Annotated in this window: 25 protein-coding genes and 1 tRNA gene; 21 read left to right on the forward strand and 5 right to left on the reverse strand. The window is 62.9% G+C overall.

What is annotated here, in order from left to right; translation table 11 throughout:
- Positions 1 to 98 precede the first annotated feature (98 nt).
- The 4 genes from KJP30_RS14655 to KJP30_RS14670 all read left to right on the forward strand — a co-directional run bounded on the left by KJP30_RS14655 (position 99) and on the right by KJP30_RS14670 (position 4,617).
- Positions 99 to 1,514, forward strand: coding sequence for an SH3 domain-containing protein (locus KJP30_RS14655; RefSeq protein ID WP_218450003.1), 1,416 nt, complete (start codon positions 99 to 101; stop codon positions 1,512 to 1,514).
- Between the two features lie 80 nt (positions 1,515 to 1,594).
- Entirely contained in the window at positions 1,595 to 3,013 is a 1,419-nt protein-coding gene (locus tag KJP30_RS14660) for an SH3 domain-containing protein (protein WP_218450004.1), read from the forward strand.
- Between the two features lie 74 nt (positions 3,014 to 3,087).
- Positions 3,088 to 3,735, forward strand: coding sequence for a M15 family metallopeptidase (locus tag KJP30_RS14665; protein ID WP_218450005.1), 648 nt, complete (start codon positions 3,088 to 3,090; stop codon positions 3,733 to 3,735).
- A 48-nt stretch (positions 3,736 to 3,783) separates the two neighbouring features.
- Positions 3,784 to 4,617, forward strand: coding sequence for a hypothetical protein (locus KJP30_RS14670; RefSeq protein ID WP_218450006.1), 834 nt, complete (start codon positions 3,784 to 3,786; stop codon positions 4,615 to 4,617).
- A gap of 5 nt (positions 4,618 to 4,622) precedes the next feature.
- On the opposite strand, the gene idi is transcribed toward KJP30_RS14670, so the two are convergent.
- Positions 4,623 to 5,156 carry an isopentenyl-diphosphate Delta-isomerase gene (gene idi, locus KJP30_RS14675; protein WP_218450007.1) on the reverse strand — a complete coding sequence of 178 codons (534 nt, stop codon included), beginning with the start codon at positions 5,154 to 5,156 and terminating at the stop codon, positions 4,623 to 4,625.
- 206 nt (positions 5,157 to 5,362) lie between these two features.
- Here idi and hemA point away from each other — a divergent pair, with 206 nt between their 5' ends.
- Positions 5,363 to 6,571, forward strand: a complete 1,209-nt coding sequence (gene hemA, locus KJP30_RS14680; protein ID WP_218450008.1) for a 5-aminolevulinate synthase — start codon at positions 5,363 to 5,365, stop codon at positions 6,569 to 6,571.
- A gap of 44 nt (positions 6,572 to 6,615) precedes the next feature.
- On the opposite strand, the gene KJP30_RS14685 is transcribed toward hemA, so the two are convergent.
- Positions 6,616 to 7,794, reverse strand: coding sequence for an acetyl-CoA C-acyltransferase family protein (locus KJP30_RS14685; protein ID WP_218450009.1), 1,179 nt, complete (start codon positions 7,792 to 7,794; stop codon positions 6,616 to 6,618).
- A gap of 136 nt (positions 7,795 to 7,930) precedes the next feature.
- On the opposite strand from KJP30_RS14685, the gene KJP30_RS14690 reads away from it, so the two are divergent.
- Positions 7,931 to 8,239 carry an EthD family reductase gene (locus tag KJP30_RS14690; protein WP_218450010.1) on the forward strand — a complete coding sequence of 103 codons (309 nt, stop codon included), beginning with the start codon at positions 7,931 to 7,933 and terminating at the stop codon, positions 8,237 to 8,239.
- A gap of 15 nt (positions 8,240 to 8,254) precedes the next feature.
- Here KJP30_RS14690 and KJP30_RS14695 read toward each other — a convergent pair whose 3' ends face one another.
- Complete coding sequence (locus KJP30_RS14695) at positions 8,255 to 9,607, reverse strand: mechanosensitive ion channel family protein (protein WP_218450011.1); 1,353 nt, start codon at positions 9,605 to 9,607, stop codon at positions 8,255 to 8,257.
- A gap of 119 nt (positions 9,608 to 9,726) precedes the next feature.
- On the opposite strand from KJP30_RS14695, the gene KJP30_RS14700 reads away from it, so the two are divergent.
- Complete coding sequence (locus KJP30_RS14700) at positions 9,727 to 10,692, forward strand: PLP-dependent cysteine synthase family protein (RefSeq protein ID WP_218450012.1); 966 nt, start codon at positions 9,727 to 9,729, stop codon at positions 10,690 to 10,692.
- Here KJP30_RS14700 and KJP30_RS25095 read toward each other — a convergent pair.
- Positions 10,689 to 10,811, reverse strand: coding sequence for a hypothetical protein (locus KJP30_RS25095; protein ID WP_261331924.1), 123 nt, complete (start codon positions 10,809 to 10,811; stop codon positions 10,689 to 10,691). The genes KJP30_RS14700 and KJP30_RS25095 overlap by 4 nt on opposite strands.
- Positions 10,812 to 11,193: 382 nt before the next feature.
- Here KJP30_RS25095 and leuC point away from each other — a divergent pair, with 382 nt between their 5' ends.
- From leuC to KJP30_RS14720, 4 genes are all read left to right on the forward strand, one after another.
- Positions 11,194 to 12,609 (forward strand): 3-isopropylmalate dehydratase large subunit, encoded by a 1,416-nt coding sequence (leuC, locus tag KJP30_RS14705; RefSeq protein ID WP_218450013.1) that lies wholly within the window; start codon positions 11,194 to 11,196, stop codon positions 12,607 to 12,609.
- A gap of 12 nt (positions 12,610 to 12,621) precedes the next feature.
- Positions 12,622 to 13,227, forward strand: coding sequence for a 3-isopropylmalate dehydratase small subunit (leuD, locus tag KJP30_RS14710; protein WP_218450014.1), 606 nt, complete (start codon positions 12,622 to 12,624; stop codon positions 13,225 to 13,227).
- Between the two features lie 356 nt (positions 13,228 to 13,583).
- The gene (locus tag KJP30_RS14715) at positions 13,584 to 14,393 is read left to right on the forward strand and encodes a hypothetical protein (protein WP_218450015.1); all 810 of its coding nucleotides are present in this window, start codon (positions 13,584 to 13,586) and stop codon (positions 14,391 to 14,393) included.
- A gap of 23 nt (positions 14,394 to 14,416) precedes the next feature.
- Positions 14,417 to 15,337 (forward strand): endonuclease/exonuclease/phosphatase family protein, encoded by a 921-nt coding sequence (locus KJP30_RS14720; RefSeq protein ID WP_343222778.1) that lies wholly within the window; start codon positions 14,417 to 14,419, stop codon positions 15,335 to 15,337.
- Here KJP30_RS14720 and KJP30_RS14725 read toward each other — a convergent pair.
- Positions 15,273 to 16,196 carry a Rossmann-fold NAD(P)-binding domain-containing protein gene (locus tag KJP30_RS14725; RefSeq protein WP_218450016.1) on the reverse strand — a complete coding sequence of 308 codons (924 nt, stop codon included), beginning with the start codon at positions 16,194 to 16,196 and terminating at the stop codon, positions 15,273 to 15,275. The two genes, KJP30_RS14720 and KJP30_RS14725, sit on opposite strands and share 65 nt — an antisense overlap.
- Positions 16,197 to 16,290: 94 nt before the next feature.
- Between KJP30_RS14725 and KJP30_RS14730 the strand changes: the two genes are divergently transcribed.
- The 10 genes from KJP30_RS14730 to KJP30_RS14775 all read left to right on the forward strand — a co-directional run bounded on the left by KJP30_RS14730 (position 16,291) and on the right by KJP30_RS14775 (position 25,332).
- On the forward strand, positions 16,291 to 17,193 hold the full coding sequence (locus tag KJP30_RS14730; RefSeq protein WP_218450017.1) for a LysR family transcriptional regulator: 903 nt from the start codon (positions 16,291 to 16,293) through the stop codon (positions 17,191 to 17,193).
- Positions 17,194 to 17,263: 70 nt separating this feature from the next.
- Positions 17,264 to 18,367, forward strand: a complete 1,104-nt coding sequence (gene leuB / locus KJP30_RS14735; RefSeq protein ID WP_218450018.1) for a 3-isopropylmalate dehydrogenase — start codon at positions 17,264 to 17,266, stop codon at positions 18,365 to 18,367.
- Positions 18,368 to 18,439: 72 nt separating this feature from the next.
- Positions 18,440 to 18,826, forward strand: coding sequence for a hypothetical protein (locus tag KJP30_RS14740; RefSeq protein WP_218450019.1), 387 nt, complete (start codon positions 18,440 to 18,442; stop codon positions 18,824 to 18,826).
- A gap of 116 nt (positions 18,827 to 18,942) precedes the next feature.
- Positions 18,943 to 19,917: a DMT family transporter gene (locus KJP30_RS14745; RefSeq protein ID WP_218450020.1), complete on the forward strand. Its 975-nt coding sequence runs from the start codon at positions 18,943 to 18,945 to the stop codon at positions 19,915 to 19,917.
- Between the two features lie 44 nt (positions 19,918 to 19,961).
- Positions 19,962 to 20,038, forward strand: a tRNA-Pro gene (locus tag KJP30_RS14750).
- A gap of 418 nt (positions 20,039 to 20,456) precedes the next feature.
- Entirely contained in the window at positions 20,457 to 21,140 is a 684-nt protein-coding gene (locus KJP30_RS14755) for an FCD domain-containing protein (protein WP_218450021.1), read from the forward strand.
- Between the two features lie 129 nt (positions 21,141 to 21,269).
- Positions 21,270 to 22,226, forward strand: a complete 957-nt coding sequence (locus KJP30_RS14760; RefSeq protein WP_218450022.1) for a Bug family tripartite tricarboxylate transporter substrate binding protein — start codon at positions 21,270 to 21,272, stop codon at positions 22,224 to 22,226.
- 57 nt (positions 22,227 to 22,283) lie between these two features.
- Complete coding sequence (locus tag KJP30_RS14765; protein WP_218450023.1) at positions 22,284 to 22,745, forward strand: tripartite tricarboxylate transporter TctB family protein; 462 nt, start codon at positions 22,284 to 22,286, stop codon at positions 22,743 to 22,745.
- 10 nt (positions 22,746 to 22,755) lie between these two features.
- The gene (locus KJP30_RS14770; RefSeq protein WP_218450024.1) at positions 22,756 to 24,264 is read left to right on the forward strand and encodes a tripartite tricarboxylate transporter permease; all 1,509 of its coding nucleotides are present in this window, start codon (positions 22,756 to 22,758) and stop codon (positions 24,262 to 24,264) included.
- Positions 24,265 to 24,270: 6 nt separating this feature from the next.
- Positions 24,271 to 25,332 carry an AbrB family transcriptional regulator gene (locus KJP30_RS14775; RefSeq protein ID WP_218450025.1) on the forward strand — a complete coding sequence of 354 codons (1,062 nt, stop codon included), beginning with the start codon at positions 24,271 to 24,273 and terminating at the stop codon, positions 25,330 to 25,332.
- Position 25,333: the final 1 nt, after the last annotated feature.

The raw sequence follows: 25,333 nt of genomic DNA on the forward strand, positions 1-25,333 counted from the left end.
AAAGCCTTGCCAGCCGATTCGTCCCGGCAATTCCCCGCCCACAAATCGCTGACGTCGTGATAGACTCGGCACAAAGGTCCGAGCAGACGGAGAAAAACATGGCACAGGTGCGCAGGCGGCTGGCGGCGGCCGCGGTCCTTTCCATTTTCGCAGCGATGGCACAGGCGGCCGATATTGCCCTGTCCGAAGACGGGCAGGGCATGGGCTGTCAGGTGCGCATCGACGGCGCGTTGGCGGATGGTGATGCCGACAGGCTGCAAGAGCTTTTGGCCGGACTGCCGATGCCTGATGGCATCAGCCCCGTGGGACAGCGCCTGTGTCTGAACAGTTCCGGCGGTGCCTTGATCGAGGCCGTGCGTATGGCGGATATCGTGGCGCAGCGCTTTATGGGAACCGCGGTTCCCGAGGGTGCGCGCTGTGAAAGCGCCTGTGCGGTGCTGTTTCTTTCGGGGCGCTTCGCACACCCAGAGGCAGACGGGAGCTTTGTCCCGGATCGGGTGCTGCATCCGCGCGGCGCTTTGGGTTTCCACGCGCCGGCGCTTGTGAGCGAAGACCGCGCCTATTCCCGCGACGAGGTGAACCGAGCCTATGCGGCGGCGCTGGGCAGCATGGGAGAGGTGATGCGCGTCACCTCAGAGATCCCGGAATCGCTGTTCCTGACCATCCTCAACACACCCGCCACCGACATGAGCTATGTCGAGACCGTCGAACAGGCCGCGCGTTGGCAGATCGAGGTGGCGCCGGTGTCTCTGACCGCCGAAGACATCGAGTCTTCGCTGCGTTTTGCCTGTCTGAATGCTGACGGGGGCATGATGGATACGCGGGCTTCGGACAGCTATCTGTATGGCTCCGCGAACCTGCCTTTCACCTTCGGCAATCTTGGGGCAGATCGGGCCGAGGTCACATCACGCGGCGGCTTTCGGGCCGAGGATGCGGCCAATTGCGAACTGACCCTGCGGGCGGACGGTGACCCTCTGGACCGGATCGGTTTTCTGACCATGGAGGGTGGCGGTGCCAATGAGGTTACGCGCCGCGAAGTCTATCCTTACATGTTCCATGATCCCCGGCTGCCGTTGTCGGCGTTGCCCGTTGCCCGCACCGCCGCCGAGACCGGCGAACAGATCTTTTTCGCGGCGATCCAGGCGGCGGCCCGGGCCGAACTGTCCGAGGTCGAGATCAAGTCCTGTTGGCTGATCAGCCCAGAGGCGCGGATCGTCAACGTCAACGAATATGTCAACCTGCGCGACGGGCCGGGGTTCGAAGGCACCGTTCTGCGCAAGGTGCCGTTGGGCGAACGGGTGCGGGTGATCGCCACGCAGGATCTGCGCGCGCCGAACGGGGGTGAAGAGGCGCGACGCTGTCTCAGGGCTTGTAACGATCTTGCGCTGGACAACAGCGATGCTGACCTGCGGGCGCGGGTCGATCGCTGTATCGAAGGCAATGTCTTTTGGTACGAGATCCGCGACGGGTCTGGCACGGCAGGATACGTCAGCCGCAAGTTCCTTGCGGATTAAGGGCCGGCCGGGAACGCTTCGCGGACGGAACGGCCCGTGTTAGCCTTGTGCCTGATATTTCCAGCACGAGACCCGATCCCATGCCCGCATTCTTTCGCAGCGTCTTTGCCTTTGTCCTCCTGCTGATGTGCGCGGGGCTGGCCCCGGTGTCGGCAGCAACCATCACGCGGGGCGGCGATGCCGTCATGGGCTGTCGCCTGTCCTTGGAGGGGGCGATCGAACAGGGCGATGCCGACAGGCTGCGGGCGCTGCTGGAAGAGATCGGCTATACTGCGGACTATACTCCCGTTGGCCGCCGGATCTGCCTGAACTCGCCCGGCGGTCTCTTGCGAGAGGCGCTGGCGCTGGCAGACCTGATCGGAGAGCACGCCTATGGGACGGCTGTCCCCGAGGGCGCAAGTTGCGAAAGCGCCTGTGCGGTGATGTTCCTGTCCGGGCGCTATCGCCACCCCGAAGCAGGCGGCGCGCACAGCAACGACCGCCTGATGCACCCGCGCGCCAAGCTGGGGTTCCACGCGCCTTCGCTGTTGCTGGGGGATCGATCCTATAGCCGGGACGAGGTGGATACCGCCTATGCCATTGCTTTGGACAGCATGGCAGGCGTTTTGCGCCACCGCGCCGACATGGGCACGGCGATCCCGGATTCGCTGTTTCTTGCGCTTCTGGGCACGCCCCCGTTCCGGATGACCTATGTGGAAACCGTGGAACAGTCGGCCCGCTGGCAGATTGCGGTGGCCCCCGTGGCGCTGCCGGCCGGTCGGGCGCAGGACATGCTCAGCCATGCCTGTCGCCACGTGGATTCCGGCCTGCTGGACTATGAACTGTGGGACGGTGGAGGTCCGCTGGATTTCACCTTCGAAGAGATCACATCCGACTCGCTGTACGCTCTCAGCAACCGGGATTTCCGCTATGAGGGATCGGCGCGGTGCGAACTGCGACTATACGGCAACAACGGGCCTGTGAACTACATGGGCGGCGCGCGCTATACCGGTGGCGCCACCGATCAGGATGTCAGCGGATCAGTTTTTCCCTACATGCTGTACCCGTCCAAAACCCCGTTGGCCGATCTTCCGATCTGGCGTGAGGGGCAGGACGACCACGTCGCAGGATTCTTTCGCGCGGTGCGTGATCCATCTTTGGCGGGCGGTGGTGTTGGGGGGTTCAATTCCTGCCATTTGGCCAGCACTTCGGCCCGGGTCATCAACGTCAATGAGTTCGTGAACCTGCGGTCCGCTCCGGGTCTGCGCGCGCCCGTTGTCGGGCAACTGCGGCTGGCCGAACGGGTGCAGGTGCCTGACACCGGGCGACTTGTCCCATTGCGCGACAACGCGAGGGCTCAGGATTGCCTTGGCCTTTGCAAGGTCCTTGCGGCAGAGCCGTCGATCTCGGACCTGCGCCGCCGGGCCGAGGCCTGCATCGCGGAAAACATGCTGTGGTATCAGGTCGTCGCGCCCGATGGGAACACGGGCTTTGTCAGCCGCCATTTTCTGGCTGAGTGACGTCTGGTTTCCCGGACTTGCACAGAATCCCGGCGCCTGACCATCTAGGACATGCAGGTGCAAGGAGCAGAGCAATGTGGAAATCCGTAGTGGCCGGACTGTTGGTGGGGCTTGCGGCACCTTCGCTGGCCTTGGCGCAAGAACGCGGCACCGCCGGGCCGATCCCGGATGCGACATGGACCGCCATGCAGGGCGTGAGTTGGCATGCGGACAAACCCTGTCCGGCGCGTGATGACCTGCGCCTGTTGTCGGTGCCCTACGTCGATTTCAAGGGGCGTACGCGTCGGGGTGAACTGATCGTCGCAACGGATGTGGCAGAGGACATGCTGGACATCTTTGCCGACATTCATGCCGCCCGTTACCCGATCCAGAGCATGCGCCTTGTGCACCATTTCCGTGGTGACGACGGGTTTTCCATGGCGGCCAATAATACCAGCGCCTTCAACTGCCGTCTTGTGGCGGGCACCTCGCGGCTGTCGCAGCACGCCCTTGGCCGTGCCATCGACATCAATCCGGTGCAGAACCCCTATGTCGCGCGCGGGCGGACCTCGCCATCGGCCGGAGTGGATTTCGATGACCCGACCGAGCGTCGATCCGGGGCCCGCGGCGTCATCCGTGCGGGGGACGCGGTGGTGGCCGCGTTCAAGAAACGCGGTTGGGGTTGGGGCGGCGATTGGAATTCGTCCAAGGATTACCAGCACTTCTCGGCCAACGGAAACTGACGGGTGGGGCCTGTTTGCCCCGCGGCGATATTTCAAAGGAAGCCCGATATGAAGAACCGATTTTTCAGACGTGCAATCCAAGGCACGCTTGCCGGTGTCATTGCATTCACCATTGCCGGTGCCAGCGAGGCGCAACAATGGGTGTCACGCCACGGCATGACCAGCGCGCAATACCAATCGTGGTTCGACACCTACAAGGGGCAGGGCTATCGCCTGACCGATGTCGATGCCTATAGCGTCAATGGCAAGGGATATTACGCAGCGATCTGGTCCAAGAGCGGCGGCGGCGCATGGGTGGCGCGGCACGGCTTGCAGGCCCCCGCCTATCAACAGACATTCGACAACCTGACGGCCAAGGGCTATGCGCCCATTTTCATCGATGCAATGAGCCGCGGCTCCGGATTGTTTGCGGGCTTTTGGCAAAAGACCGGCGGCGCATGGGTGGCGCGGCACGGCATGTCCGGCCAATCCTATCAGCAAGAGTTCAACGCTTGGGTCGGCAAGGGGTATCGACTGGTGGATGTTTCGGGCTATGCGGTCAGCGGTCAGGCACGCTATGCGGCGATCTGGAAGAAACAGGGCGGCAGCGCGTGGCAGGCCCGCCACGGCATGACCAGCGCCAGCTATCAACAAACATTCGACGCGATGAAGGCGCAGGGCTATCGCCCGGTTCATGTCGACGGATACACCGTCAACGGCACACCCTATTTTGCAGCGATCTGGGACAAAGGACGCGGTTCATGGGTGGCCCGGCACAACATGAGTTCATCGCAATACCAAAGCGAGTTCGACAAATGGGTCGCCCAAGGATACCGGCTGGTGGATGTCTCGGGCTATGAATCCGGCGGCAAGGCGCGCTACGCGGCCATTTGGCACCGTTGAACCTTTTACCGGTCGCCCTCGGTTGGGCCGAACACCATCCGAGAATGTCGGTCGAGGTATATCCTCAGCCAAGGCGTGAAACGTTCCGGCATGTCCCGCACCTCTTTGGTCAGCCGGGCCCGCGTGATCCAGCGGATTTCCATGACCTCGTCCGGGTTGGGGGCCAGGGTCATACCGTCCACGGCCTCGGCGCGAAAGATCTCGACGACTTCGTGTTCGACCATGCCGCCGCCGACTTCGGCGCGATATTCCACCCTGCCGACATGGCGCGGATCGACCCCGGTCAGGCCCAATTCGTCATCCAGCCTGCGCAGCGCGCAGGCCTCGGCGGGCTCGTCCCAATCGGGATGCGTGCAGCAGGTGTTCGCCCAAAGGCCGGGCGTGTGATATTTGCCCAGCGCGCGGCGCTGGATCAGCACCTCGTCTCCGCGCGTGACAAAGACCGACACCGCCTTGTGACGAAGGCCGCGTTCATGTGCTTCGAGTTTTTCCACCGGTTGCAGGGTGCCGTCCACCCACGCGGGAATCATGATCGTCATTGCAGGCCCTGGCCGCAGCTTGGTTCCAAGTTGGGCACATATAGGGTGCGGGCCGCGCCATTTGCACGCCGAAACTGTCGCAGGCCGGGGCGAGCCGGGGCGGTGGAAAACCGGACTGTGGCCGGGTGACGCGGCTTCTTATCCTGCAAAAAAGGATTTTTGCCGCAGATTGTTCCTGCCCCCTGACCCATTGCCGGAGACGTCCCATGGATTTCGATGCCCTGTTCACTGCCCAGATCGACGCTCTTAGAACCGATGGGAACTACCGCGTTTTTGCGGAACTTGATCGTGACGGGATGCCCTTTCCCAAGGCGCGGCAGTGCGGCGGTGACGGGCAGGTCACCGTCTGGTGTTCGAACGATTACCTTGGCATGGGGCAACATCCATTGGTGCGTCAGAGGATGAAAGACGTCATTGACGAATGCGGCACGGGCGCGGGCGGCACGCGCAACATTTCGGGCACCAACAGGCATCACGTGGCTTTGGAAGGCGAGCTGGCCGATCTGCACGGCAAAGAGGCGGCGTTGCTGTTCACCTCTGGCTATGTGTCGAACTGGGCGGCGCTGTCGACGCTGGGCAGCCGTCTGCCGGATGCGGTGATCCTGTCGGACGAAAAGAACCATGCCAGCATGATCGAGGGCATCCGCCATTCGCGGGCGCACAAGGTGATCTGGCGGCATAACGACCCCGAGGATCTTGATCGCAAACTGGCGCAATTGCCCGCCAATGCGCCCAAGATCGTCGCCTTTGAATCGGTCTATTCGATGGATGGCGACATTTGCCCGATGGCAGAGATCGTCGAGGTGGCCGAAAAGCACGGCGCGATGACATATCTGGACGAGGTCCATGCCGTCGGTCTGTACGGACCGCGCGGGGGCGGCATATCCGAAGAACGCGGGCTGGCCGATCGCATCACGCTGATCGAAGGCACATTGGGCAAGGCCTATGGTTGTATGGGGGGCTATATCGCCGGGTCTGCGGCGCTGTGCGATTTCATCCGCAGCTTTGCCTCGGGTTTCATCTTTACCACGGCGCTGCCGCCTGCGGTGGCGGCGGCGGCGCAGACCTCTGTCGCGCATCTGAAACGCTCGGACGCGGAACGTCAGCAGCAGCGTCGGCAGGTCGCGCGCCTGCGGGCCGCGCTGGACCGGCGGGGTATTCCCCATCTGGAAAATGACAGCCACATCATCCCCGTGATGATCAAGGACCCGGTGAAATGCCGGATGCTGGCGGATATCCTGATGCGGGATTGGGGGATCTATGTGCAGCCGATCAACTATCCGACCGTGCCCAAGGGGACGGAACGGCTGCGGTTTACGCCGGGCCCGCTGCATGGGGATGCCGATATCGACCATCTGGTCGAAGCGCTGACCGTGTTGTGGAAGCAATGCGCCTTGGCCCACGCGGTGGCCTGAGGCAGATCGGCCCGCCAACCCGGCGGCGGGCCGATCCAATGTCGTCAGATGCGTTCGATCGCCAGAGCGATGCCCTGACCGCCGCCGATGCACATGGTGATCAGCGCCTTGGATCCGCCGATGCGCTCCAGTTCGTACAGTGCCTTGACGGTGATGATTGCGCCGGTGGCGCCTACCGGGTGGCCCAGTGCGATGGCGCCGCCGTTCGGGTTCACCTTGGCGGGGTCAAGTCCCAGACCCTTGTTCACCGCCAGCGCTTGCGCGGCAAAGGCCTCGTTCGATTCGATCACGTCGAAATCCCCGATGGACAGGCCGGTGCGGGCCAGCAGGTTTTCGACCGCGGGAACCGGACCGATGCCCATGACTTCGGGGCGGACGCCGGCATGGGCGTAGCCCAGCACGCGCGCGCGGGGCTTCAGGCCCGCAGATTCAGCCGCCGAAGCGCGTGCCAGAACGATGGCCGCGGCACCGTCGTTGATGCCCGAGGCGTTGCCCGCAGTGACGGTGCCGTCCTTCTTGAAAACGGTGCGCAGTCCGGCCAGCGCTTCGGCCGTGGTTGCCTTGGGGTGTTCGTCCACGGTGAAATCGACCATGTCGCGTTTCACGCGCACCTGCACCGGGGCGATCTGGTCGGCAAAGCGGCCTTCCTCGATGGCCTTGGCGGCGCGGGTCTGGCTTTCCAGGGCAAAGGCGTCCTGCGCCTCGCGGCTGATATCATGTTCGTCCGAGACATTTTCGGCGGTCACACCCATGTGGCCGGTGCCAAAGGGACAGTTCAACGCGCCCAGCATCATGTCCAGCGTCTTGATATCGCCCATCTTGGCGCCCCAACGCTGATCGGGGATGATGAAAGGCGACCGCGACATGTTCTCGGCCCCGCCGGCCAGCGCGAAATCCGCGTCGCCCAGCATCAGGGACTGCACCGCCGAAACGATGGCCTGCGCGCCGGATCCGCAGAGGCGGTTCACGTTCATCGCCGGAGTGGTGTCGGGAACACCGGCCTGCATCGCCGCCACGCGGCTGAGGTACATGTCGCGCGGTTCGGTGTTGATCACATGGCCAAAGACCACGTGGCCGATCTGGCCGCCTTCGACACCGGCGCGTTCCAGCGCGGCCTTGGCGGCCACGGTGCCCAGTTCGATCGGCGGGGTGCCGGCAAGGCTGCCGCCGAAGGTGCCGATCGCGGTCCGTGCGCCGCTCAGGATGACGATATCGTCGCTCATGGTGCTCCTCCTTTGATTGCGGGGACTATGCACTTGCAGCATTCACCTGTCAGCCCTGCAAAGCGGTTTGCAAATTGAGACGTAACGGCACGCCGTTTGTGGTAAAGCCGTTTCAGGGACAGGAGAGGAGACCCGGATGAGCGTTACAGTGCAGGTGATCTACCCCGCGACCGAGGGCACGCATTTCGACCACGATTACTATGCGGCGACACATATGCCGATGGTGGCCGCGGCATGGGGCGCGCATGTGTCCAGCCAACTGGTGACCAAGGGGCTGGCCGGTGGGCCGGACACGCCGCCGGGTTATCACGCCATTGCCAGTTTTGTCTTTGCCGATCAGGCCGCGATGGGTGCGGCGATGGACAAGGCCGGGCCGCTGTTGGAGGACATCCCGAATTTTACCAATACGCAGCCGCAGGTTCTGATCGGTGAAACCATCGGCTGACGACGCGTTTCTCGATCAGTCGGCACCGCGCAGGGCCGCCTCGGTCGGCGGCTCTGCATCCTTCAGAACGCGCACCTCACGCTGCGGGAAGGGGATGGAAACGCCGTGTTCCTGAAAGGCATCCCAGAGGGCCAGGAACACGTTGCCCCGGATATTGGTCAGCCCGCCCGTCGGGTCGGTGATCCAGAACCGCAGGATGTAGTCCACCGATGAATCGCCAAAGCCGGTGATATGGCAAACCGGCGGCTTGTGCGTCAGCACCCGGTCGACCCGCTTGGCGGCGGCGATGGCGATGCGGCGGACCTCGTGCGGGTCGTCCTGATAGGACGCGCCGAAATGAATATCCAACCGCACGAAATCATTTGAATGGGACCAGTTCACCACTTGCCCGGTGATGAGATCCTCGTTCGGGATCAGGTATTCCTTGCCGTTGCGTGTAACTACGCTGACATAGCGCGCGCCAAGGGATTCGATCCACCCGAAGGTATCGCCAAGGCTGATGACGTCCCCCGGCTTGATCGATTTATCCAGCAGGATGATGATGCCCGATACAAGGTTCGACACCACTTTTTGCAGGCCAAAGCCAAGGCCGACACCGATGGCACCGGACAGCACCGCCAGCCCGGTCAGATCCACGCCCACCGATTTCAACGCGATGAAAAAGGCCGAGCCGAACAGGACCATTTGCAGCACTTTGACCGCAAGCACCTGCATCGAGGGGCTGATGTCCTTGTTGCGCCGGATCGATACCGCCGAGGCCCCGGCCATCAGGCGCGCGAGGGCCAGCAGGACCGCCATCACCACAATGGCCTTGATAATCAGCCACAGCGACAGCCGCGTTTCGCCCATGGTGAGGGCGACGGATTCCAACGTGCTCTGGGTCTCGTCCGTCCAGCCAAGGATCGACAGGGTCGCCCATGTCCACGCGCCATAGCGCACAACCACGCCCAGCGCCGGATTCGCGATCAATCGTGTTGCAAAAGCTATGAACAGCCATGCGGTGGACAGGTTCGCAGCCACCCGCAGCAGGAGGCTGCGATAGGACCATGTCAGTTCCTGCATCACGAAATAGGCGATCCATATGATCGTGACAAAGAGGATCATCCGCAATCGGCGCTGCACGATCAGCCCGATGCGCAAGCGCCATTTGGGCCAGTTCTCGCGGCTGCGGAGCCAATCGGAATAGCGCGGCTTGATCACGGCCCGCAGGCCCCATGCCAGCAGGTAGATGCCAATGATGATGCCGATCTGGTAGGTGGTCCACGGGCGCATCGCCTCGCGCCACAGCATCTGGCCTTCGGAGAGCAGGAATTCCCAGACGCTGATCAGCGCCTCGGGGTCCAGTGGTAGCGTCTCCTGTGGGTCCATGGCACCTTCCGTTGCTTCGGGGCGTCCGTGACAGAGAAGTCTATTGCATTGCCGGTATCGAGCAAGTCTTTGTTATCGCGCCGGTTGACAGCGCGTCTTTCTGACCGCAGCGTCGCGCCATGATCCTGTCATCCGCAATTGATGCCATCGGGGGCACGCCTCTTGTCGATCTCAGCCGGGCCTGCGCGGCGCTGGGGCTTGAGGGGCGCATCCTCGCGAAACTCGACTTCCTGTTGCCGGGCTTTTCCAAGAAGGACCGCGCCGCCAAAGCCATTGTCGAGGCGGCGCAGGCGGATGGAGCGCTGGCGCCGGGGCAGCCTGTGGTCGAATTGACCTCGGGCAACATGGGCACCGGGCTGGCCATTGTCTGTGGCATCCTTGGGCACCCGTTCATCGCGGTGATGAGTCGGGGCAACTCGGTGGAACGGGCGCGCATGATGGCCGCGCTGGGGGCGGAGGTCGTTCTGGTCGATCAGGCACCCGGCGGTACGCCGGGGCAGGTGTCCGGTGCCGACCTTGCGCTGGTCGAAGAGGCGGCACAGCGGATCACCGCAGAGCGGGGCGCGTTTCGCGCGGATCAATTCGGCCATCCCGGCAATCCGTACTCGCATGAAACCGGCACCGGGCCCGAGTTCTGGGACCAATCCGGCGGCGGGATCGAGGCCTTTGCCGATTTTGTCGGTTCGGGTGGGACGCTGGCGGGCACCGCGCGCTTCCTGTCGCCCAAGGGGGTGCGGTGCTATGCGGTGGAACCGCAGGGGGCCGAGGTGCTGTCGGGCGGGGACACCTCTCACCCCGATCATCCGATACAGGGCGGCGGGTATGGCATGGGCGATCTTGTGCATTTGCAGGAGGCGCCCTTGGCCGGAACCGTCACGGTTTCCGGTGCCGAGGCGCGTGACCATGCCCGTTTGCTGGCGCGCACCGAAGGATTGTTTGCCGGCTATTCTGCGGGTGCAAACCTTGCGGCTGCGGCGCACCTTTTGAAGGGGCCGGAAAAGGGTCGGACGGTGGGCATCGTCCTGTGCGACAGCGGATTGAAATACCTGTCAACCGACCTGTGGGCCGGGATCGACGGTGGTTAATGCGCCAGTGTGGTCAGCGGGGCAATGCCGCTGGAATCCACGCGGGCCTGTACGCTGACGGCAGCCACGATCAGAACGATGATCAGGGCCAGGTTGACGATGTTCAATGCGCTACGCATCGGATGCCTCATGATGGTATCGAACGGGTACGGCCCCGTCCGGCTTGCGGATCACTTTTTTCGGAGTTTCGCCGCGGTTCCCCCGCGGAACCCTGCCAGATGGGCGGATTCTGCCTGCGGAAAAAGGGGGGCGCGTCAGTTTGTCCACAGGCTTGGGCGGTTTGACGCCCTGCGCGGCCTCTCTTGCGGGAATCTGCCGCAGCCTGTATCAGCCTCGGTCATGAAACCCCATGTCGACCGGACAGACCGCGCCCGTCTGCGCGAACGTTTCTACGGTGCCACGCATACCGTGCTGGCCCGGCTATGGGCCTGCGCCTGAGTCCCGGCGCCAGTGCGCGCCACTTTTCCGAATAGCCATTCGCCAATCAACGGGAGAGGACCAATGTCCCCCAAGACGCTCTATGACAAGATCTGGGATGCCCATGTCGTCCAGGAAGACGCCGACGGCACCTGCCTTCTTTATATCGACCGCCACCTCGTTCATGAGGTGACCAGCCCGCAGGCCTTCGAAGGTCTGCGCATGGCGGGCCGCAGCGTGCGCGCGCCCGACAAGACCATCGCCGTGCCGGACCACAACGTGCCGACGACGGCGGGCCGCGAAGACCCCAAGAACATGACCGAGGATTCGGCCATTCAGGTGGCCGCGCTCGACAAGAACGCCAAGGATTTCGGCATCCACTATTACCCGGTGTCGGACATCCGTCAGGGTATCGTTCACATCGTCGGCCCCGAACAGGGCTGGACCCTGCCGGGCATGACCGTGGTCTGCGGCGACTCGCATACCGCGACGCATGGTGCCTTTGGCGCACTGGCGCATGGCATCGGTACGTCGGAGGTCGAGCACGTTCTGGCAACCCAGACGCTGATCCAGAAAAAGTCCAAGAACATGAAGGTCGAGATCACCGGCAAGCTGCGCCCCGGTGTGACCGCCAAGGACATCACGCTGGCCGTCATCGGCGCAACCGGCACCGCCGGCGGCACCGGCTATGTCATCGAATATTGCGGTGAAGCGATCCGCGATCTGTCGATGGAAGGCCGGATGACCGTCTGCAACATGGCGATCGAAGGCGGCGCCCGCGCCGGTCTGATCGCGCCGGACGAGAAGACTTTTGAATATGTCAAAGGCCGTCCGCATGCGCCCAAAGGCGCGCAGTTCGAGGCCGCGTTGAGCTGGTGGAAGACGCTCTACACCGACGAAGGTGCGCATTTCGACAAGGTCGTGACGCTGAAAGGCGAAGAGATCGAGCCGGTTGTGACCTGGGGCACCTCGCCCGAGGACGTGCTGCCGATTTCTGCCGTCGTTCCCGCACCCGAGGACTTCAAAGGCGGCAAGGTCGAGGCCGCCAAGCGGTCGATCGAATACATGGGCCTGACCCCCGGCCAGAAACTGACCGACATCGAAATCGACACGGTCTTCATCGGCTCCTGCACCAACGGCCGGATCGAGGATCTGCGCGCTGCCGCCCAGATCGTCGAAGGCAAGAAGATCAAGGTTGGCCGCGCTATGGTGGTGCCCGGTTCGGGTCTGGTGCGGATGCAGGCAGAGGAAGAAGGTCTGGACAAGATCTTTACCGATGCCGGTTTCGAATGGCGCCTTGCGGGTTGTTCCATGTGCCTTGCCATGAACCCCGACCAGTTGTCCGAGGGGGAGCGTTGCGCCTCGACCTCGAACCGCAACTTCGAAGGCCGTCAGGGCTACAAGGGCCGCACGCATCTTGTGTCGCCTGCCATGGCCGCCGCCGCCGCGCTGACCGGTCACCTGACCGACGTGCGCGAGCTGATGACTGAAGACGCATAAGGACGCCCGAGAATGGAAAAGTTCGAAAAACTCACCGGGATCGCGGCGCCCATGCCGTTGGTCAACATCGATACCGACATGATCATCCCGAAGGTCTTTCTGAAGACCATCAAGCGGTCGGGTCTTGGCGTGAACCTCTTTGACGAGATGCGCTATGACCGTCAGGGCAACGAAATCCCCGATTTCGTGCTGAATCAGCCGCAGTATCGCAGCGCCGAAATCCTCGTCGCGGGCGACAACTTTGGTTGCGGCTCTTCGCGTGAACACGCGCCATGGGCATTGAAGGACTTCGGCATCAAGTCGATCATTTCGACCAGCTTTGCCGACATCTTCTACAACAACTGCTTCAAGAACGGCATCCTGCCCATCGTGCTGCCGCAAGAGGCCGTCGATGTGCTGATGAAGGACGCCGAGAAGGGTTCGAATGCGCGGATGATCGTCGATCTGGAAGCGCAGACCGTGACCACCTCGGACGGCGAAAGCTTTTCCTTCGAGGTCGACCCTTTCAAAAAGCACTGCCTGCTCGAAGGGTTGGATGACATTGGTCTGAGCCTTGAAAAGGCATCGGCCATCGACAGCTTCGAAGCGCAGGCCGCACAGGCCCGCCCCTGGGTCTGACAACTGGCCCGTTCGCGGGCCAGATCCGTCAAGGCCCGGCTACAAGGTTAACGCGGCGCCTGTTTTTCAGGCGCCGTTCTTGTATCGGTTTTCTCTTTTTCCCCAAGATATTGCGGACCTTTCTTGATGTGCCGATTTGGCACTTGGGGATTGATGCATTCCCGCACCAGTGCCCCGGCGAAAGCGACGGATTTGCACGCGCCGCCGTGCGTGACGCTTGAGCCCCTCGGGCAAAAGGGGCAAAACTGGGGCAATAATGAGGCAACCCGCCGTAATGTGCGGGATCGGGATGGAACAAGGGCGCGGCATCGCATCGCTCCCGTCCGGAACGAAAGGGCAGAATCGTGATAACACGAATGGTAACCGCCACTGCGCGGGCATTCCTTGTTGGGCTATTGGTGGCAACGCCGGCCTTGCTGCTGCCCGGAACCCGTGTTGAAACGGCCCAGATGATTTCGCTCATCGGGCTTGTGGCCGCCATCCTGACCTTTGTTGAATACCTTGCCGAGTCGCCGTCACTGATCGAGTTCCGCTCCGCGCCGCCCTACAACCGGACCCGGTTTTTTTCGCTGGCGATCACGGTCGTTCTGCTGACGTTGATCTGCCGGGGTGTGCTGTTGCCTTCGCCGCTGACTGACCTTTTGACCGGACTGGGGCAAGCGGTTGGGTCAGCGTTGGATTTCCCCTTTTCGCCGGTTCACCTGATGCTCTTGGCCGTCCCGCCCGAAGCGATGGGTGAACATGTGCCGCCGCTGGCCGGTCTGGCCTACGGTGTCTCTTTGCTGACGCTGATGATTTTCGTGACTTTGGTGCGGCTGCTGGATTGGCCGCTGGGGCGTGGGGCGTTCAATTTCTGGATCAACCTGCCGCTTTACGATCCCACCACTGGGGGCGACATCCTGATGCGCCTGCGTCGGGACAGCCATATTAACGTCGCCTTAGGGTTTCTGCTGCCATTCTTGATCCCGGCGGTGCTCAAGGCCGCTTCGGCCCATGCAACGCCGCTTGCATGGACCGATCCGCAAACCCTGATCTGGACGATGAGCGCATGGGCCTTTCTGCCTGCAAGCCTGGTCATGCGGGGGGTGGCGCTGATGCGTATCGCCAACCTGATCGAGGAAAAGCGCCGCCGCGCCTACGCGCAGGCGGACCTGCAAGTGGCCTGATCCTCTTTCTCAGCTATCTGCTGGTGGCCTGTGCTGCCTGCGCCGAACCGTTGCGCGTGGCGACATGGCATGGCGATTTCAGCCGCAAGGGGCCGGGGCTGCTGTTGGTGGAGCTGGAAAAAAACGCTCCGGACCTGACGCCGATCCTGACGATTAAACCGGATGTCCTGCTGCTGACCGATTTCGACTATGACGCCGGTCTGGTGGCGCTGGGCAAACTGCGGGATCTGTTGCGGGACGATGGCGCGCGCTATCCGCATCTGTTTTCCGCCCGCCCAAATACCGGGATGCCGACGGGGCGCGATCTGGACGGCGATGGTCGGCGGGGCGGACCGCGTGATGCGCAAGGCTTTGGATGGTTCTCGGGGCAGGGGGGGATGGCGATCTTGTCGCGCCATCCTGTAAGGCTGACCGCGGATCATACGGAATTGCCGTGGCGAGATACGACAGACAGTCTGATCGACGCACGGGATCCGGGCTACGACGTGCAACGGCTGTCCAGCGCCGCTCATTGGGCGATCGAGGTGGCCGCGCCGGAGGGTGTGCTGACACTCTTGACGCTGGCGGCCACACCGCCGGTTTTTGACGGACCGGAGGACAGGAATGGTCGCCGCAACCGGGACGAGGTGCTGTTATGGGCGCATGTTCTGGACGGCACCATGGGGAAGATTCCGGACTCTCCCGTTGTGCTCTTGGGCAACCTCAATCTTGATCCGGCGCGCGGTGATGGTTTGCATGACGCGGCCGAGCGCCTGTTGTCCCATCCGCGCCTTCAGGACCCTTTACCAGACAGCCACAGCGTTACCTGGGACAGCACGGGCCCCATGCGGGTCAGCTATGCCTTGCCGGACCGGGCGTTTGGCGTGGCGGATGCGGGCGTCACGCCGCCGTCGCCGGACCTTGGACCGCACGGCCTTGTCTGGGTGGATCTGATCTTTCGTTGAGCACCGGGGCCACCGCAGCCGCAAGCGCGTCTTGCGGATCGGTCGGGGTGAAATCGGGCAACAGGGCGGTAAAGCTTTCCGGGCTCAGATGATGGGGTTTGTCCCAGAGATAGCGCATCTCTAACAGTTTGCGCCCCATCGGCCAGAACGGTGAAGCCAAGCGCAGGGGCCACCAAGCCATCCGCTTGACCCTGATCGCACGGCCCATTCCGCGTCCGATCAATTCCGCCATGTCCCGCCCGCTCAGTGTGAAACCGGGGAAGTTGACTTCGGTGAACCAGTCCAGTGTGTCGCGCCGTTCGGCCAACGCGACGGCCGCCCGGGCCATATCGGGCAGAAAGGCCCATGCATGGGGGATGTCCGGCGTTCCGGGATAGGTCAACACGGCGTTCTTCAGTGTCGGTGCCATTTGCAGATCGAACCAGTTGCCCGAGGCTTCGGTATCAAGGAAATCGCCGGCGCGCAGCAGGATGACCCGGACGCCGGACTCGCGATAGGCCTGCTCCATGCGGATCCGGATCCGGCCCAGCGGATTCGTGGCGCCATGCGTCGCGCCCGGCCCAAAGCTGTCCGGGGCGTCCTTGCCAAAGACGTAGACGTTTCCGGGAACGATCACCGTGGCCCCGGCATGGCGCGCCGCCGCGATGACCTGATCGGTCAGTTGCGGCACCTGTTCTGCCCAATCGGTGTAGGCAGGGTTCCAACCGTTCACGATCACATCGGCCCCTTCGGACGCCTGTTGCAGATCGTCATGCGCCCGGTCGAACAGGCGCACGCGCCACCCGGCATTCCAGAAAGCCTCTGCCGCGTTGCGACCGAACCGTCCGCTGCCGCCCAGAACCAGAACCGTCCCCGTCATCCCTCTATCCTCTGTCAAATTAGCCCGCCCAGTATCTGCCATTCACAGGATTCGAGGAATTGCCAGAAATCGCAGGTCATGTATTCATCTGTGAATGGATGCGGGTTTGGCAAAACTGGATTGGTCGCTGGTGCAGACCTTTCTTGCGGTGGCGGAAAGCGGCTCGCTGTCCGAGGCCGCTCGGCAGTTGGGCATGTCGCAGCCGACTGCCGGACGGCAGATTCGCCAGATCGAGACCACGCTGGCGCTTGAGCTGTTCCAGCGCCAGCCGCGTGGGTTGTCGTTGACGGATGCGGGGGCGGCCTTGTTGCCGCACGCCCGGCGCATGGCCGAGGGGATGCAGGGATTCAACCTTGCCGCCGCTGGCAGGTCCGAGACACTCAGCGGCCCTGTTCGTGTCACCGCCAGCGTCTTCACCGCCCAGCATCACCTGCCGTTGATCCTTGCGCGCCTACGCGCCGAAGAGCCGGAGATCAGCATAGACCTTGTGCCAACCGATCGGTCAGAAAACCTCTTGTACCGCGAGGCGGATATCGCGGTCCGCATGTATCGCAGCGAGCAACTGGATATCGTCACCCGCCATCTGGGCGAGATCGAACTGGGCCTTTACGCTGCGAAATCCTATATCGCGCGGCGCGGCGAGCCCAAGACATTCGAGGCTTTTCTAAGCCATGACCTTGTGGGCTATGACCGGTCGGACCTGATCCTGAAAGGCCTGCGCGATGCCGGGGTCGACGCCCAGCGCGACTGGTTCGCCACGCGCACCGACCATCACGGCGTCTATTGGGAACTGATCCGGGCGGGATGTGGCATCGGCTTTGCCCAGTGTAACGTGGGTGACAGCGATCCGCTTGTCCTGCGTGTGTTGCCGGACATGCCGTTGCCGCGTTTGCCGCTGTGGCTTGCCGCGCATGAGGCGGTGCGCAATACGCCGCGCATTCGCAGGGTCTGGGACGCTCTGGCAGAGGGGTTGATGCCCATCGTCAGGCGGTGTTGAACGGCGCGCGATATTGACCCCAACCGGCGCGCGCGCTAGGGGCCTGACGTCACGATAAGGAGAGCCGCCCATGTCCACCCCTTCGCTTCTCATCCTGCCCGGCGACGGCATTGGCCCCGAGGTCATGGCCGAAGTCCGCAAGGTCATCGACTGGTTCGGCGCCAAGCGCGACCTTGCCTTCGACGTCTCCGAGGATCTGGTGGGTGGTGCGGCCTATGACGCCCATGGCACGCCGCTGCATGATGACACGATGGCCAAGGCGCAAGAGGTGGACGCCGTGTTGCTGGGCGCCGTGGGTGGCCCGAAATACGACGTGCTGGATTTCTCGGTCAAACCGGAACGCGGCCTGCTGCGCCTGCGCAAGGAAATGGACCTGTTCGCCAACCTGCGCCCGGCACAGTGCTTTGACGCGCTGGCGGATTTCTCCTCGCTCAAGCGGGACGTGGTTGCCGGTCTGGACATCATGATCGTCCGCGAACTGACCTCGGGCATCTATTTCGGCGAGCCGCGCGGCATCATCGAAGAGGGCAACGAGCGCGTCGGCATCAACACCCAGCGCTACACCGAGTCAGAGATCGACCGGGTGGCGCGTTCGGCTTTTGAACTGGCGATGCGCCGGAACAAGAAGCTGTGCTCGATGGAAAAGGCCAATGTCATGGAGTCCGGCATTCTGTGGCGCGAAGTTGTCACCGAAGTTGCCAAGGATTATCCCGAGGTCGAGCTGAGCCATATGTACGCCGATGCCGGGGCCATGCAGCTGTGCCGCTGGCCCAAACAGTTCGATGTGATCGTTACCGACAACCTGTTCGGCGACCTGCTGTCCGATGCGGCGGCGATGCTGACCGGCTCGCTGGGTATGCTGCCCTCGGCCAGCCTTGGCGCGCCGATGGCAAACGGTCGCCCCAAGGCGATGTATGAACCGGTGCACGGTTCGGCCCCCGACATCGCGGGTCAGGGCAAGGCGAACCCGATCGCCTGCGTTTTGTCGTTCGCTATGGCGCTGCGCTACAGCTTTGATCAGGGCGACGAGGCAACCCGCCTTGAAAAGGCCGTGGAAAAGGTGCTGGCGGATGGCTATCGCACCGCCGACCTGCTGGGCGAAGAAGGCAAGCAGCCGGTTTCGACCAGCGAGATGGGGGATGCCATCGTCGCGGCGCTGGACGCCTCGGTATAAGAGTTTCCCTACTCGACGGGACGCCTCGGGCCGGACAGGATACCCCTGTCCGGCCCGAAAGGTTTTGAAAACATGTTTCGCCCCCTCCTGATTTCCTTCCTCCTTGCCACCCCGCTTGCTGCCGACGAGGTGCAGATTCTGCCGGGTTATTCGGATTTCCGCGCCCCTCCCGCACAGGTCACGGATCTGCCCATGGCGCTGGTCCAGGATCTTGTCCTGAATTTTCCCGGCGAAGGTGGGGGCCTGCCCCGTCTGGACCTGTCCGCCGCGGTCAAGGATGGCCAACTGATCATCGAGTTCACCGAGGACGGGCTTGCCGATGATTCCACGCGGGCCTTTCAGCGCCGGTTTGAATTCACGCGCACAGAGGATTGGCGCTGGCAGTTGACGGGGTACGGTCACCGCCAAAGATGCTGGCGCGGGACAGTGGATGTTTGGACCGACAAACCCTGCCCGTGATCTGCATCCTGTCTTGAATGAGATAAAACGGGGCACCCCCCTTGCGTTCCGCGGCGGACCGTCATGTCATTTGCACATCACGTGCGTCCGCGCGACTCAATCTCACGGATCTTCCGATGTCCCCCAACGCAAAAGGCGCGTTCCTTGCGCTTGTCGCTTTTGGTACCTATTCGCTTCATGACGTGATCGTGAAGTGGCTTGGCGCAAGCTACAGCCCGGTACAGATCGTCTTTTTCAGCGGCCTGTTTGCCTTTCCCTTGGTAACGCTGATCCTGATCCGTGAATCGCAGCCGGGGACCCTGCGGCCGGTTCACCCGTGGTGGATGTTCGCGCGAACGGCATCGGTGGTCATTACCGGGCTTGCGGCGTTTTACGCCTTTTCAGTGCTGCCGCTGGCGCAGGTGTATGCGATTCTCTTTGCGGCGCCGCTGTTGATCACGCTGCTGGCGATCCCGGTCCTTGGCGAGCAGGTCGGGCTGCGCCGGGGGATGGCGGTTGTGGTTGGCCTGTGCGGCGTTCTGGTGGTGCTGCGCCCCGGTGCAACGCCGCTGGGGCTGGGGCATCTGGCGGCGCTGGTCGCGGCATTTGGAAGTTCGCTGGCCTCGATCATCGTGCGCAAGATCGGTCAGGACGAACGCAACGTCGTGATGCTGCTTTACCCGATCCTGACGAACTTTCTTGTGATGGGGGCCATCCTGCCTTTTGTCTATCAGCCGATGCCGGCTCTGGAGATGGGCGGGCTTGCGTTGATGTCTGTCATGGCCTTCATCGCTTCGGCTCTGGTCATCATGGCCTACAAATCGGGCGAGGCGGTTGTCGTCGCGCCGATGCAATACTCCCAGATCCTGTGGGCGGCTTTTACCGGCGCGGTGTTCTTTGACGAATACCCCGATGCCTGGACGGTGGCCGGGGCGGCGATCATCATCGCCAGCGGCACCTACATCGTCTGGCGCGAGGGCGGAAAATCCACGACCAACCGCCCCGTGTCGCGGTCGCGCACCCGGTTCGAGACCGGAATCCTGCCCCGCGTGCGGTTTTTCCGCAAAGACCCGACCGCCACGGAAAAAGAGCAGGCCAATCCGCAAGATTGAGCCTTGCCAAAGCCCCGGCGCTGGGCTATGCCGCCCGCCACGGTCGGAGTGTAGCTCAGCCTGGTAGAGCACTGTCTTCGGGAGGCAGGGGCCGGAGGTTCGAATCCTCTCACTCCGACCAGATCATCACAAAAGCATGACGCCCCCTTGGGCCGGTCCACTTGATCGGTGACAGTTCGGGTTTGACTATCGTCGGCGCGACACGAGGGCATCCGCCTGATGTGCGGTTCCGTCGCGCGCCACGTGACCGTCGAAGGGGGCTGCGCCCGTGTTCGCCATCTTCTGGCGGACCGCTGGATTTCTGGGCGGCTGCCGTAGCGCTTGGCGCACTGGCTGTACCACCGCAGTATCAACGTCGGGCCGCCTTCGGATTTTCCGCGATGGCTCGACCTGGCGTCATGGGCGGCGTTCGACCGCAAGAAGCGCATGCACATCCTAGCTGGTGCCTCTTGTTACGGCGATAGGGGGCGATGGAAACCTAAGGGTAAGGGGAATTGCATTCTGTTGACAGTTTCCGTGCCGCAGGCGAAACTTGCACCATGATCAAGGCAAGCTCATCCAGTTCCGCGCTCAAGAAAATCAATGAACGCCGGTCGCGTACCATGACGTCGATCGCCGCCGAGGCGATCGAGGATATGATCGTGAACGGTGATCTTGTTGCCGGGGACAGGATCAATGAAAGCTATCTAGCCGATCAGCTTGGCATCAGCCGGGGGCCAATCCGCGAAGCCTGTCGCAGTCTTGAGCAGGCCGGTTTGCTCAGTAACAAAACCAATCGCGGGATGTATGTCCGCGAGATGTCTCTGGACGAGGCTCGCGAGTTGTACGAATTGCGCGGTGCGATTGCTGCGCTTGTGGGTGAGTTGATCGTAAAGCGCGGGAAGGATAAGGAAATCAGCGCATTGGTGGACCTTGTCGACCGAATGCAGCAGGCCGCCAATGCCTCGGATGCGCCAAGTTATTACAAGCTGAACCTGCAATTCCACGATGCTCTGGTGGAGGCATCCGGCAACCGGACGCTGGCCGTGACCTACCACCGAATCGTAAACCAACTGCACCTGCTGCGGCGTCGCGGGCTGGTTCAGGAAGGCAATCTTGAGATTTCCAACCAGGAACACCGTGCCATCACCGATGCGCTTGTGGCCCGCGACTCCGAGGCTGCCGCCGCCGCGATGAAATCGCATGTGACCAACGGTTTGAGCCGTCTTCTCGCCTCTATCTGATTTCGCTTTGCGACGGGGTCCGCAATCCCCGTCTGGCTGCCTGCACCGCAAACTGTTGACAGTTTACAGTTTGCGGTGCTAGCCCAAAAGGCAACCGGATCCCCGGTGACAGACCTGAAGGGAGGAACCATGACCATTCGCAAACACGTTCTGGCGGCCTGTGCTGCGCTTTCGGTGGCGGCCGGTGTTGCCGCAGCCGAGGATTTCCCCAGCCAAGCGATCGAGGTGGTGACACATGCCTCGGCCGGGGGTGGCACCGACACCACAGCGCGCACAATGCTGATCCGCGCCCGCAAGGAACTTGGCACCGATGCCTTCGTTCAGATCAAGAAGGGCGGCGGCGGCACTGTCGCCATGAGCTATGCCTCGAACAAGCCCGCAGACGGCCACACGGTCATGGCGATCACACCGACGCATCTGATCACCATGGCGCGCGGTCGCGCCCCCATCGGCATCGACGATATCAAAGGTGTCGTGCGATCGACCGACGATCCGATCATCATCGTGGTGAACAAGGAAACCGGTTTCTCCAGTCTGGACGATCTTGTCGCCGCCTCTAGTCAATCGCCGATCAAGTGGGGAGGCACACAGGCTGGCGGGATCGACCACATCGCCGCCATGACCTTTGCCAGCAAGTCCGGCGCCAAGGTGGCCTATGTTCCCTTTGACGGCGGCGGTGCCATGATCACCAACCTGATGGGGGGCAACCTTCAGGCGGCCGGTCTGAACTATGGCGAGGCGGTGGACGGCATCGACTCGGGCGATTTCGTGCCGCTGGCAATCATGGCCAAAGAGCGCCTTGCCGTGTTGCCCGACACGCCCACGCTGGGTGAGCTGGGTATCGACGGTGTCAATTTCTCCACCATGCGCGGTGTCGTCGTCATGGCCGATACGCCGCAGGACCGTATCGACTATCTCGAAAAGGGGCTGATGTCCTCGATGCAGCACGGCACTTATCAGGCCTACCTCAGCGGCATCGGTCTGGACGCCACCAGCGTTACCGGTGCCGAGGTCTGGGACGCCCAGATCCGCGAGATGTACGACAACATCTACACCACGCTCGAAGAGCTTGGCTTGCGCAAGTGATCCCCACGCAAGGGGGCGCGCAAACCGCGTCCCTTTCCATTTCAAGGAGGAGGACAAATGCAGCTTTCCAAAGACCTTCTGGCCGGAACGGTCATCCTGATCGTCGTGGCCGTGATGTGGTGGATGACCACCAATTTCGACAGTGATCCACTGGGCATGGCGCAGGGTATGCCCGCCACACACATGCCGCGCCTGATCCTTGGCGTGATCGCCGGGTTGACCATTCTCATGATGGCGCAGGCCGTCCTGTCCGGTGGCGAGGCACTTGGCGATCTTCCGCCATGGCAGGTTGTCGCGACCGTGGCCCTGATGGCGTCGGCGGCCTTCCTGTTTCCGGTGATCGGTGTCCCGCTGACCTTTCTGGGGGTTTGCGCCCTGCTGCCGATCCTCTGGGGGCGGCGCAACTACATGGGCATCGCGGCGTTTTCGGTCGGCGTGCCTGTCGCCATCTACATCGTTTTCAAGCTTCTGCTCGGCCTGCGTCTCCCCATGGGACCGCTGAGCGCAGTCGGTCTTTGAGGAGGGCGACATGGATATTCTCGGCGGACTGCTCGAAGTCCTTCAACCCACGACATTGCTTTTGATCTGCGCGGGCACCATCGTCGGCGTTCTGGTCGGCGCCTTGCCCGGGCTTTCGAGTTCGATGGCTGTTGCCTTGCTGCTGCCGTTCACGATCTATCTGGAACCAATCCCGGCCATTGCCATGCTGGCGGCGCTGTACTGCGCGGGCACTTTTGGCGGTTCGATCACCGCGATCCTGATCAACGCGCCGGGGGCACCCCCGGCGGCGGCGACGGCGTTCGACGGCTATCCGCTGGCCAAGCGGGGCGAGGCCGGTCGCGCCTTGGGTATGGCCGCCGTGGCCAGCGTGGCCGGAGGCGTCTTTTCTCTGGTGGTCATGATCGTCGCCGCGCCGGCGCTGTCGACCATCGCCTATCGTTTTGGACCGCCCGAATATTTCGCGCTGACGGTTTTTGGCCTTTCGATGCTGGCGTCGATCAGCGGGAAATCGGCCACCAAGAACCTGATCGGCGGTGCATTCGGCGTGCTGTTGGCTACGGTCGGCGTGGATCTGACCACCGGGGTCGAGCGGTTCACCTTTGGCATCCCCGAGCTATACGAAGGCATCAGCTTTATCCCTGTGCTGATCGGTCTTTTTGCCATGGCCGAGCTGCTGGATCAGGCCGGACAGAAAGATCGCCCGCTAGAGCGGTTTTCGATGTCGGCACTGAAATTGCCCGGGATCGCCGATTTCAAGCGGGTCTGGCGCACCATCCTGCGGTCATCTGGCATTGGCACCTTTGTCGGCATCCTGCCTGCCGAAGGTTCCACCGTCGCCGCGATGATCGGTTATAACGAGGCCAAGCGCTGGTCCAAGAACAAGGACAACTTTGGTAAAGGGGAACTGGAAGGCGTGGCAGGCCCCGAGGCCGCCAACAATGCCGCCACCGGTGGGGCCATGGTTCCGACGCTGGCGTTGGGCATTCCCGGTTCGGCCACGGCGGCCGTGATCCTTGGCGGCTTGCAGATCCACGGGTTGCGTCCCGGTCCCTATCTCTTCGAAAACCAGCCCAACCTGCTATACGCGATCTTCTTTTCGATGCTGTTGGCGAACCTCGTCTTTCTGGTTTTCGGGCTGGTCGGGGCGCGGTTCTTCAGCCGGATCTCTCTGATCCCGCGTCAGTTTCTCTGGCCTACGGTCTTTTGCCTCTGCGTTGTCGGCGCCTATGGCGTGGGCCAGTCCATGAGCGACGTCTACATTATGCTTATCGCCGGTCTGATCGGCTATTTCCTGAACCGAGGCGGCTTTTCCCCGGCGCCGATCATCATGGGTCTTGTGCTGGGCCATCTGGTCGAAAATTCGCTGGCACAGTCGATGATCCTCTTCGATCAGGACCTGGGTCAGTTCCTGTCCCGCCCGATCGCGCTGTTCTTCTTTGCGCTGGCCGTTCTCAGCATCGCATCGACCCCGCTGGGCCGTCTGATCAAGACACGCCGCCGGAGCGAGGCGGACCATCTGGCACACGGCAACGAGTAACCCGCCATGAAAGCCATCCCCGAAACATACCGCGGTTTCGCGACCGCGCTGGTCCCGGCTGCGCTTGGCGGCGCGGTCTGGGAGATCTCGGGCCTGCCTCTGGGGTGGCTGATGGGCGCGGCGCTTTTGACCGGGGTCTTCGCAATACGTGGTCGGCAGGTGAAACTGCCTGCCGCTCTTTACTGCCCGGGGTTGGCGATCATCGGTGCCAGCGTCGGGTTGGTCATCACCCCGGTCGTTGCCGCGCAGATCGTGGCATGGGTGCCGGTGATGATCGGTTCGGCCGTGCTGGGCATCGGCGCGGCGGCTCTGTTCGCGCCCGTTCTGGCGCGGCGGGGTGGGATTTCGTCCAGCACCGCTTTCTTCTCGCTTTTGCCCGGGGGCGTGATCGAGATGGCGAGCATTGGCGAAACACACGGGGCCGACAGCACTGTAATCGCCGCGCTGCACGCCGTGCGGGTGGCGCTGGTGGTGGGGCTTTTGCCGCTGGCGCTGTTCTTTTTCCTGCCAGCGGGGGAAGGGGCGTTCAGCGGCGTGGCTGTCCTGCCTTTGGGTCAGTTTGTCCTTGTCCTGCTGACAGGCCTTTTCGGGGGCTGGCTTGGCGACAGGGCCGGGCTCCCGGCCTCATGGCTCTTGGGCGCGGTCATTGCCGTCGGCCTGCTGACCAGCACTGGCGCGGTGGCCGGAGCCATGCCGCCACCTTTGCTGGCCTCGGCGCAGGTGCTTGTGGGCATGTCGCTGGGCGCACGTTTCACAAGGCAACGTCTGGCCAATGTCCCCCGCGCGCTGGTCGCAGGTATGCCGGTCCTGCTGGCGATCATGGCCTTGATGGCGCTGGCCGCCGCACTGGCCAGTCTCTTGGTGCCACAGGCGCTGGCGACACTGGTGCTGTGTTTTTCCATCGGCGGCATGGCCGAAATGGTCCTGACCGCCAAAGCGCTGAACCAGAACATCGCCCTGGTCGCGGCGTTTCAGGCGCTGCGCGGCGTCACGGTCAACACTCTTGCGGCGACCGTCTGGCGACGGCTGTCGCATCGTTTTCCCAATTCAGACAACTCGAAAGGATGAC

It is taken from the genome of Antarctobacter sediminis, from assembly GCF_019218285.1.
Taxonomy (GTDB): domain Bacteria; phylum Pseudomonadota; class Alphaproteobacteria; order Rhodobacterales; family Rhodobacteraceae; genus Antarctobacter; species Antarctobacter sediminis.

Coding starts and splice junctions, on each gene's coding strand:
- KJP30_RS14740 (WP_218450019.1), top strand. CDS start 18,440: ATGTTTCGCCCCCTCCTGATTTCCTTCCTCCTTGCCACCCCGCTTGCT.
- KJP30_RS14770 (WP_218450024.1), top strand. CDS start 22,756: ATGGATATTCTCGGCGGACTGCTCGAAGTCCTTCAACCCACGACATTG.
- KJP30_RS14730 (WP_218450017.1), top strand. CDS start 16,291: ATGGATGCGGGTTTGGCAAAACTGGATTGGTCGCTGGTGCAGACCTTT.
- KJP30_RS14745 (WP_218450020.1), top strand. CDS start 18,943: ATGTCCCCCAACGCAAAAGGCGCGTTCCTTGCGCTTGTCGCTTTTGGT.
- KJP30_RS14755 (WP_218450021.1), top strand. CDS start 20,457: ATGATCAAGGCAAGCTCATCCAGTTCCGCGCTCAAGAAAATCAATGAA.
- KJP30_RS14700 (WP_218450012.1), top strand. CDS start 9,727: ATGATCCTGTCATCCGCAATTGATGCCATCGGGGGCACGCCTCTTGTC.
- KJP30_RS14685 (WP_218450009.1), bottom strand. CDS start 7,794: ATGAGCGACGATATCGTCATCCTGAGCGGCGCACGGACCGCGATCGGC.
- leuD (WP_218450014.1), top strand. CDS start 12,622: ATGGAAAAGTTCGAAAAACTCACCGGGATCGCGGCGCCCATGCCGTTG.
- KJP30_RS14670 (WP_218450006.1), top strand. CDS start 3,784: ATGAAGAACCGATTTTTCAGACGTGCAATCCAAGGCACGCTTGCCGGT.
- KJP30_RS14655 (WP_218450003.1), top strand. CDS start 99: ATGGCACAGGTGCGCAGGCGGCTGGCGGCGGCCGCGGTCCTTTCCATT.
- KJP30_RS14765 (WP_218450023.1), top strand. CDS start 22,284: ATGCAGCTTTCCAAAGACCTTCTGGCCGGAACGGTCATCCTGATCGTC.
- KJP30_RS25095 (WP_261331924.1), bottom strand. CDS start 10,811: ATGCGTAGCGCATTGAACATCGTCAACCTGGCCCTGATCATCGTTCTG.
- leuC (WP_218450013.1), top strand. CDS start 11,194: ATGTCCCCCAAGACGCTCTATGACAAGATCTGGGATGCCCATGTCGTC.
- hemA (WP_218450008.1), top strand. CDS start 5,363: ATGGATTTCGATGCCCTGTTCACTGCCCAGATCGACGCTCTTAGAACC.
- KJP30_RS14715 (WP_218450015.1), top strand. CDS start 13,584: ATGGTAACCGCCACTGCGCGGGCATTCCTTGTTGGGCTATTGGTGGCA.
- KJP30_RS14760 (WP_218450022.1), top strand. CDS start 21,270: ATGACCATTCGCAAACACGTTCTGGCGGCCTGTGCTGCGCTTTCGGTG.
- leuB (WP_218450018.1), top strand. CDS start 17,264: ATGTCCACCCCTTCGCTTCTCATCCTGCCCGGCGACGGCATTGGCCCC.
- KJP30_RS14660 (WP_218450004.1), top strand. CDS start 1,595: ATGCCCGCATTCTTTCGCAGCGTCTTTGCCTTTGTCCTCCTGCTGATG.
- KJP30_RS14695 (WP_218450011.1), bottom strand. CDS start 9,607: ATGGACCCACAGGAGACGCTACCACTGGACCCCGAGGCGCTGATCAGC.
- KJP30_RS14775 (WP_218450025.1), top strand. CDS start 24,271: ATGAAAGCCATCCCCGAAACATACCGCGGTTTCGCGACCGCGCTGGTC.
- KJP30_RS14690 (WP_218450010.1), top strand. CDS start 7,931: ATGAGCGTTACAGTGCAGGTGATCTACCCCGCGACCGAGGGCACGCAT.
- KJP30_RS14665 (WP_218450005.1), top strand. CDS start 3,088: ATGTGGAAATCCGTAGTGGCCGGACTGTTGGTGGGGCTTGCGGCACCT.
- KJP30_RS14725 (WP_218450016.1), bottom strand. CDS start 16,196: ATGACGGGGACGGTTCTGGTTCTGGGCGGCAGCGGACGGTTCGGTCGC.
- idi (WP_218450007.1), bottom strand. CDS start 5,156: ATGACGATCATGATTCCCGCGTGGGTGGACGGCACCCTGCAACCGGTG.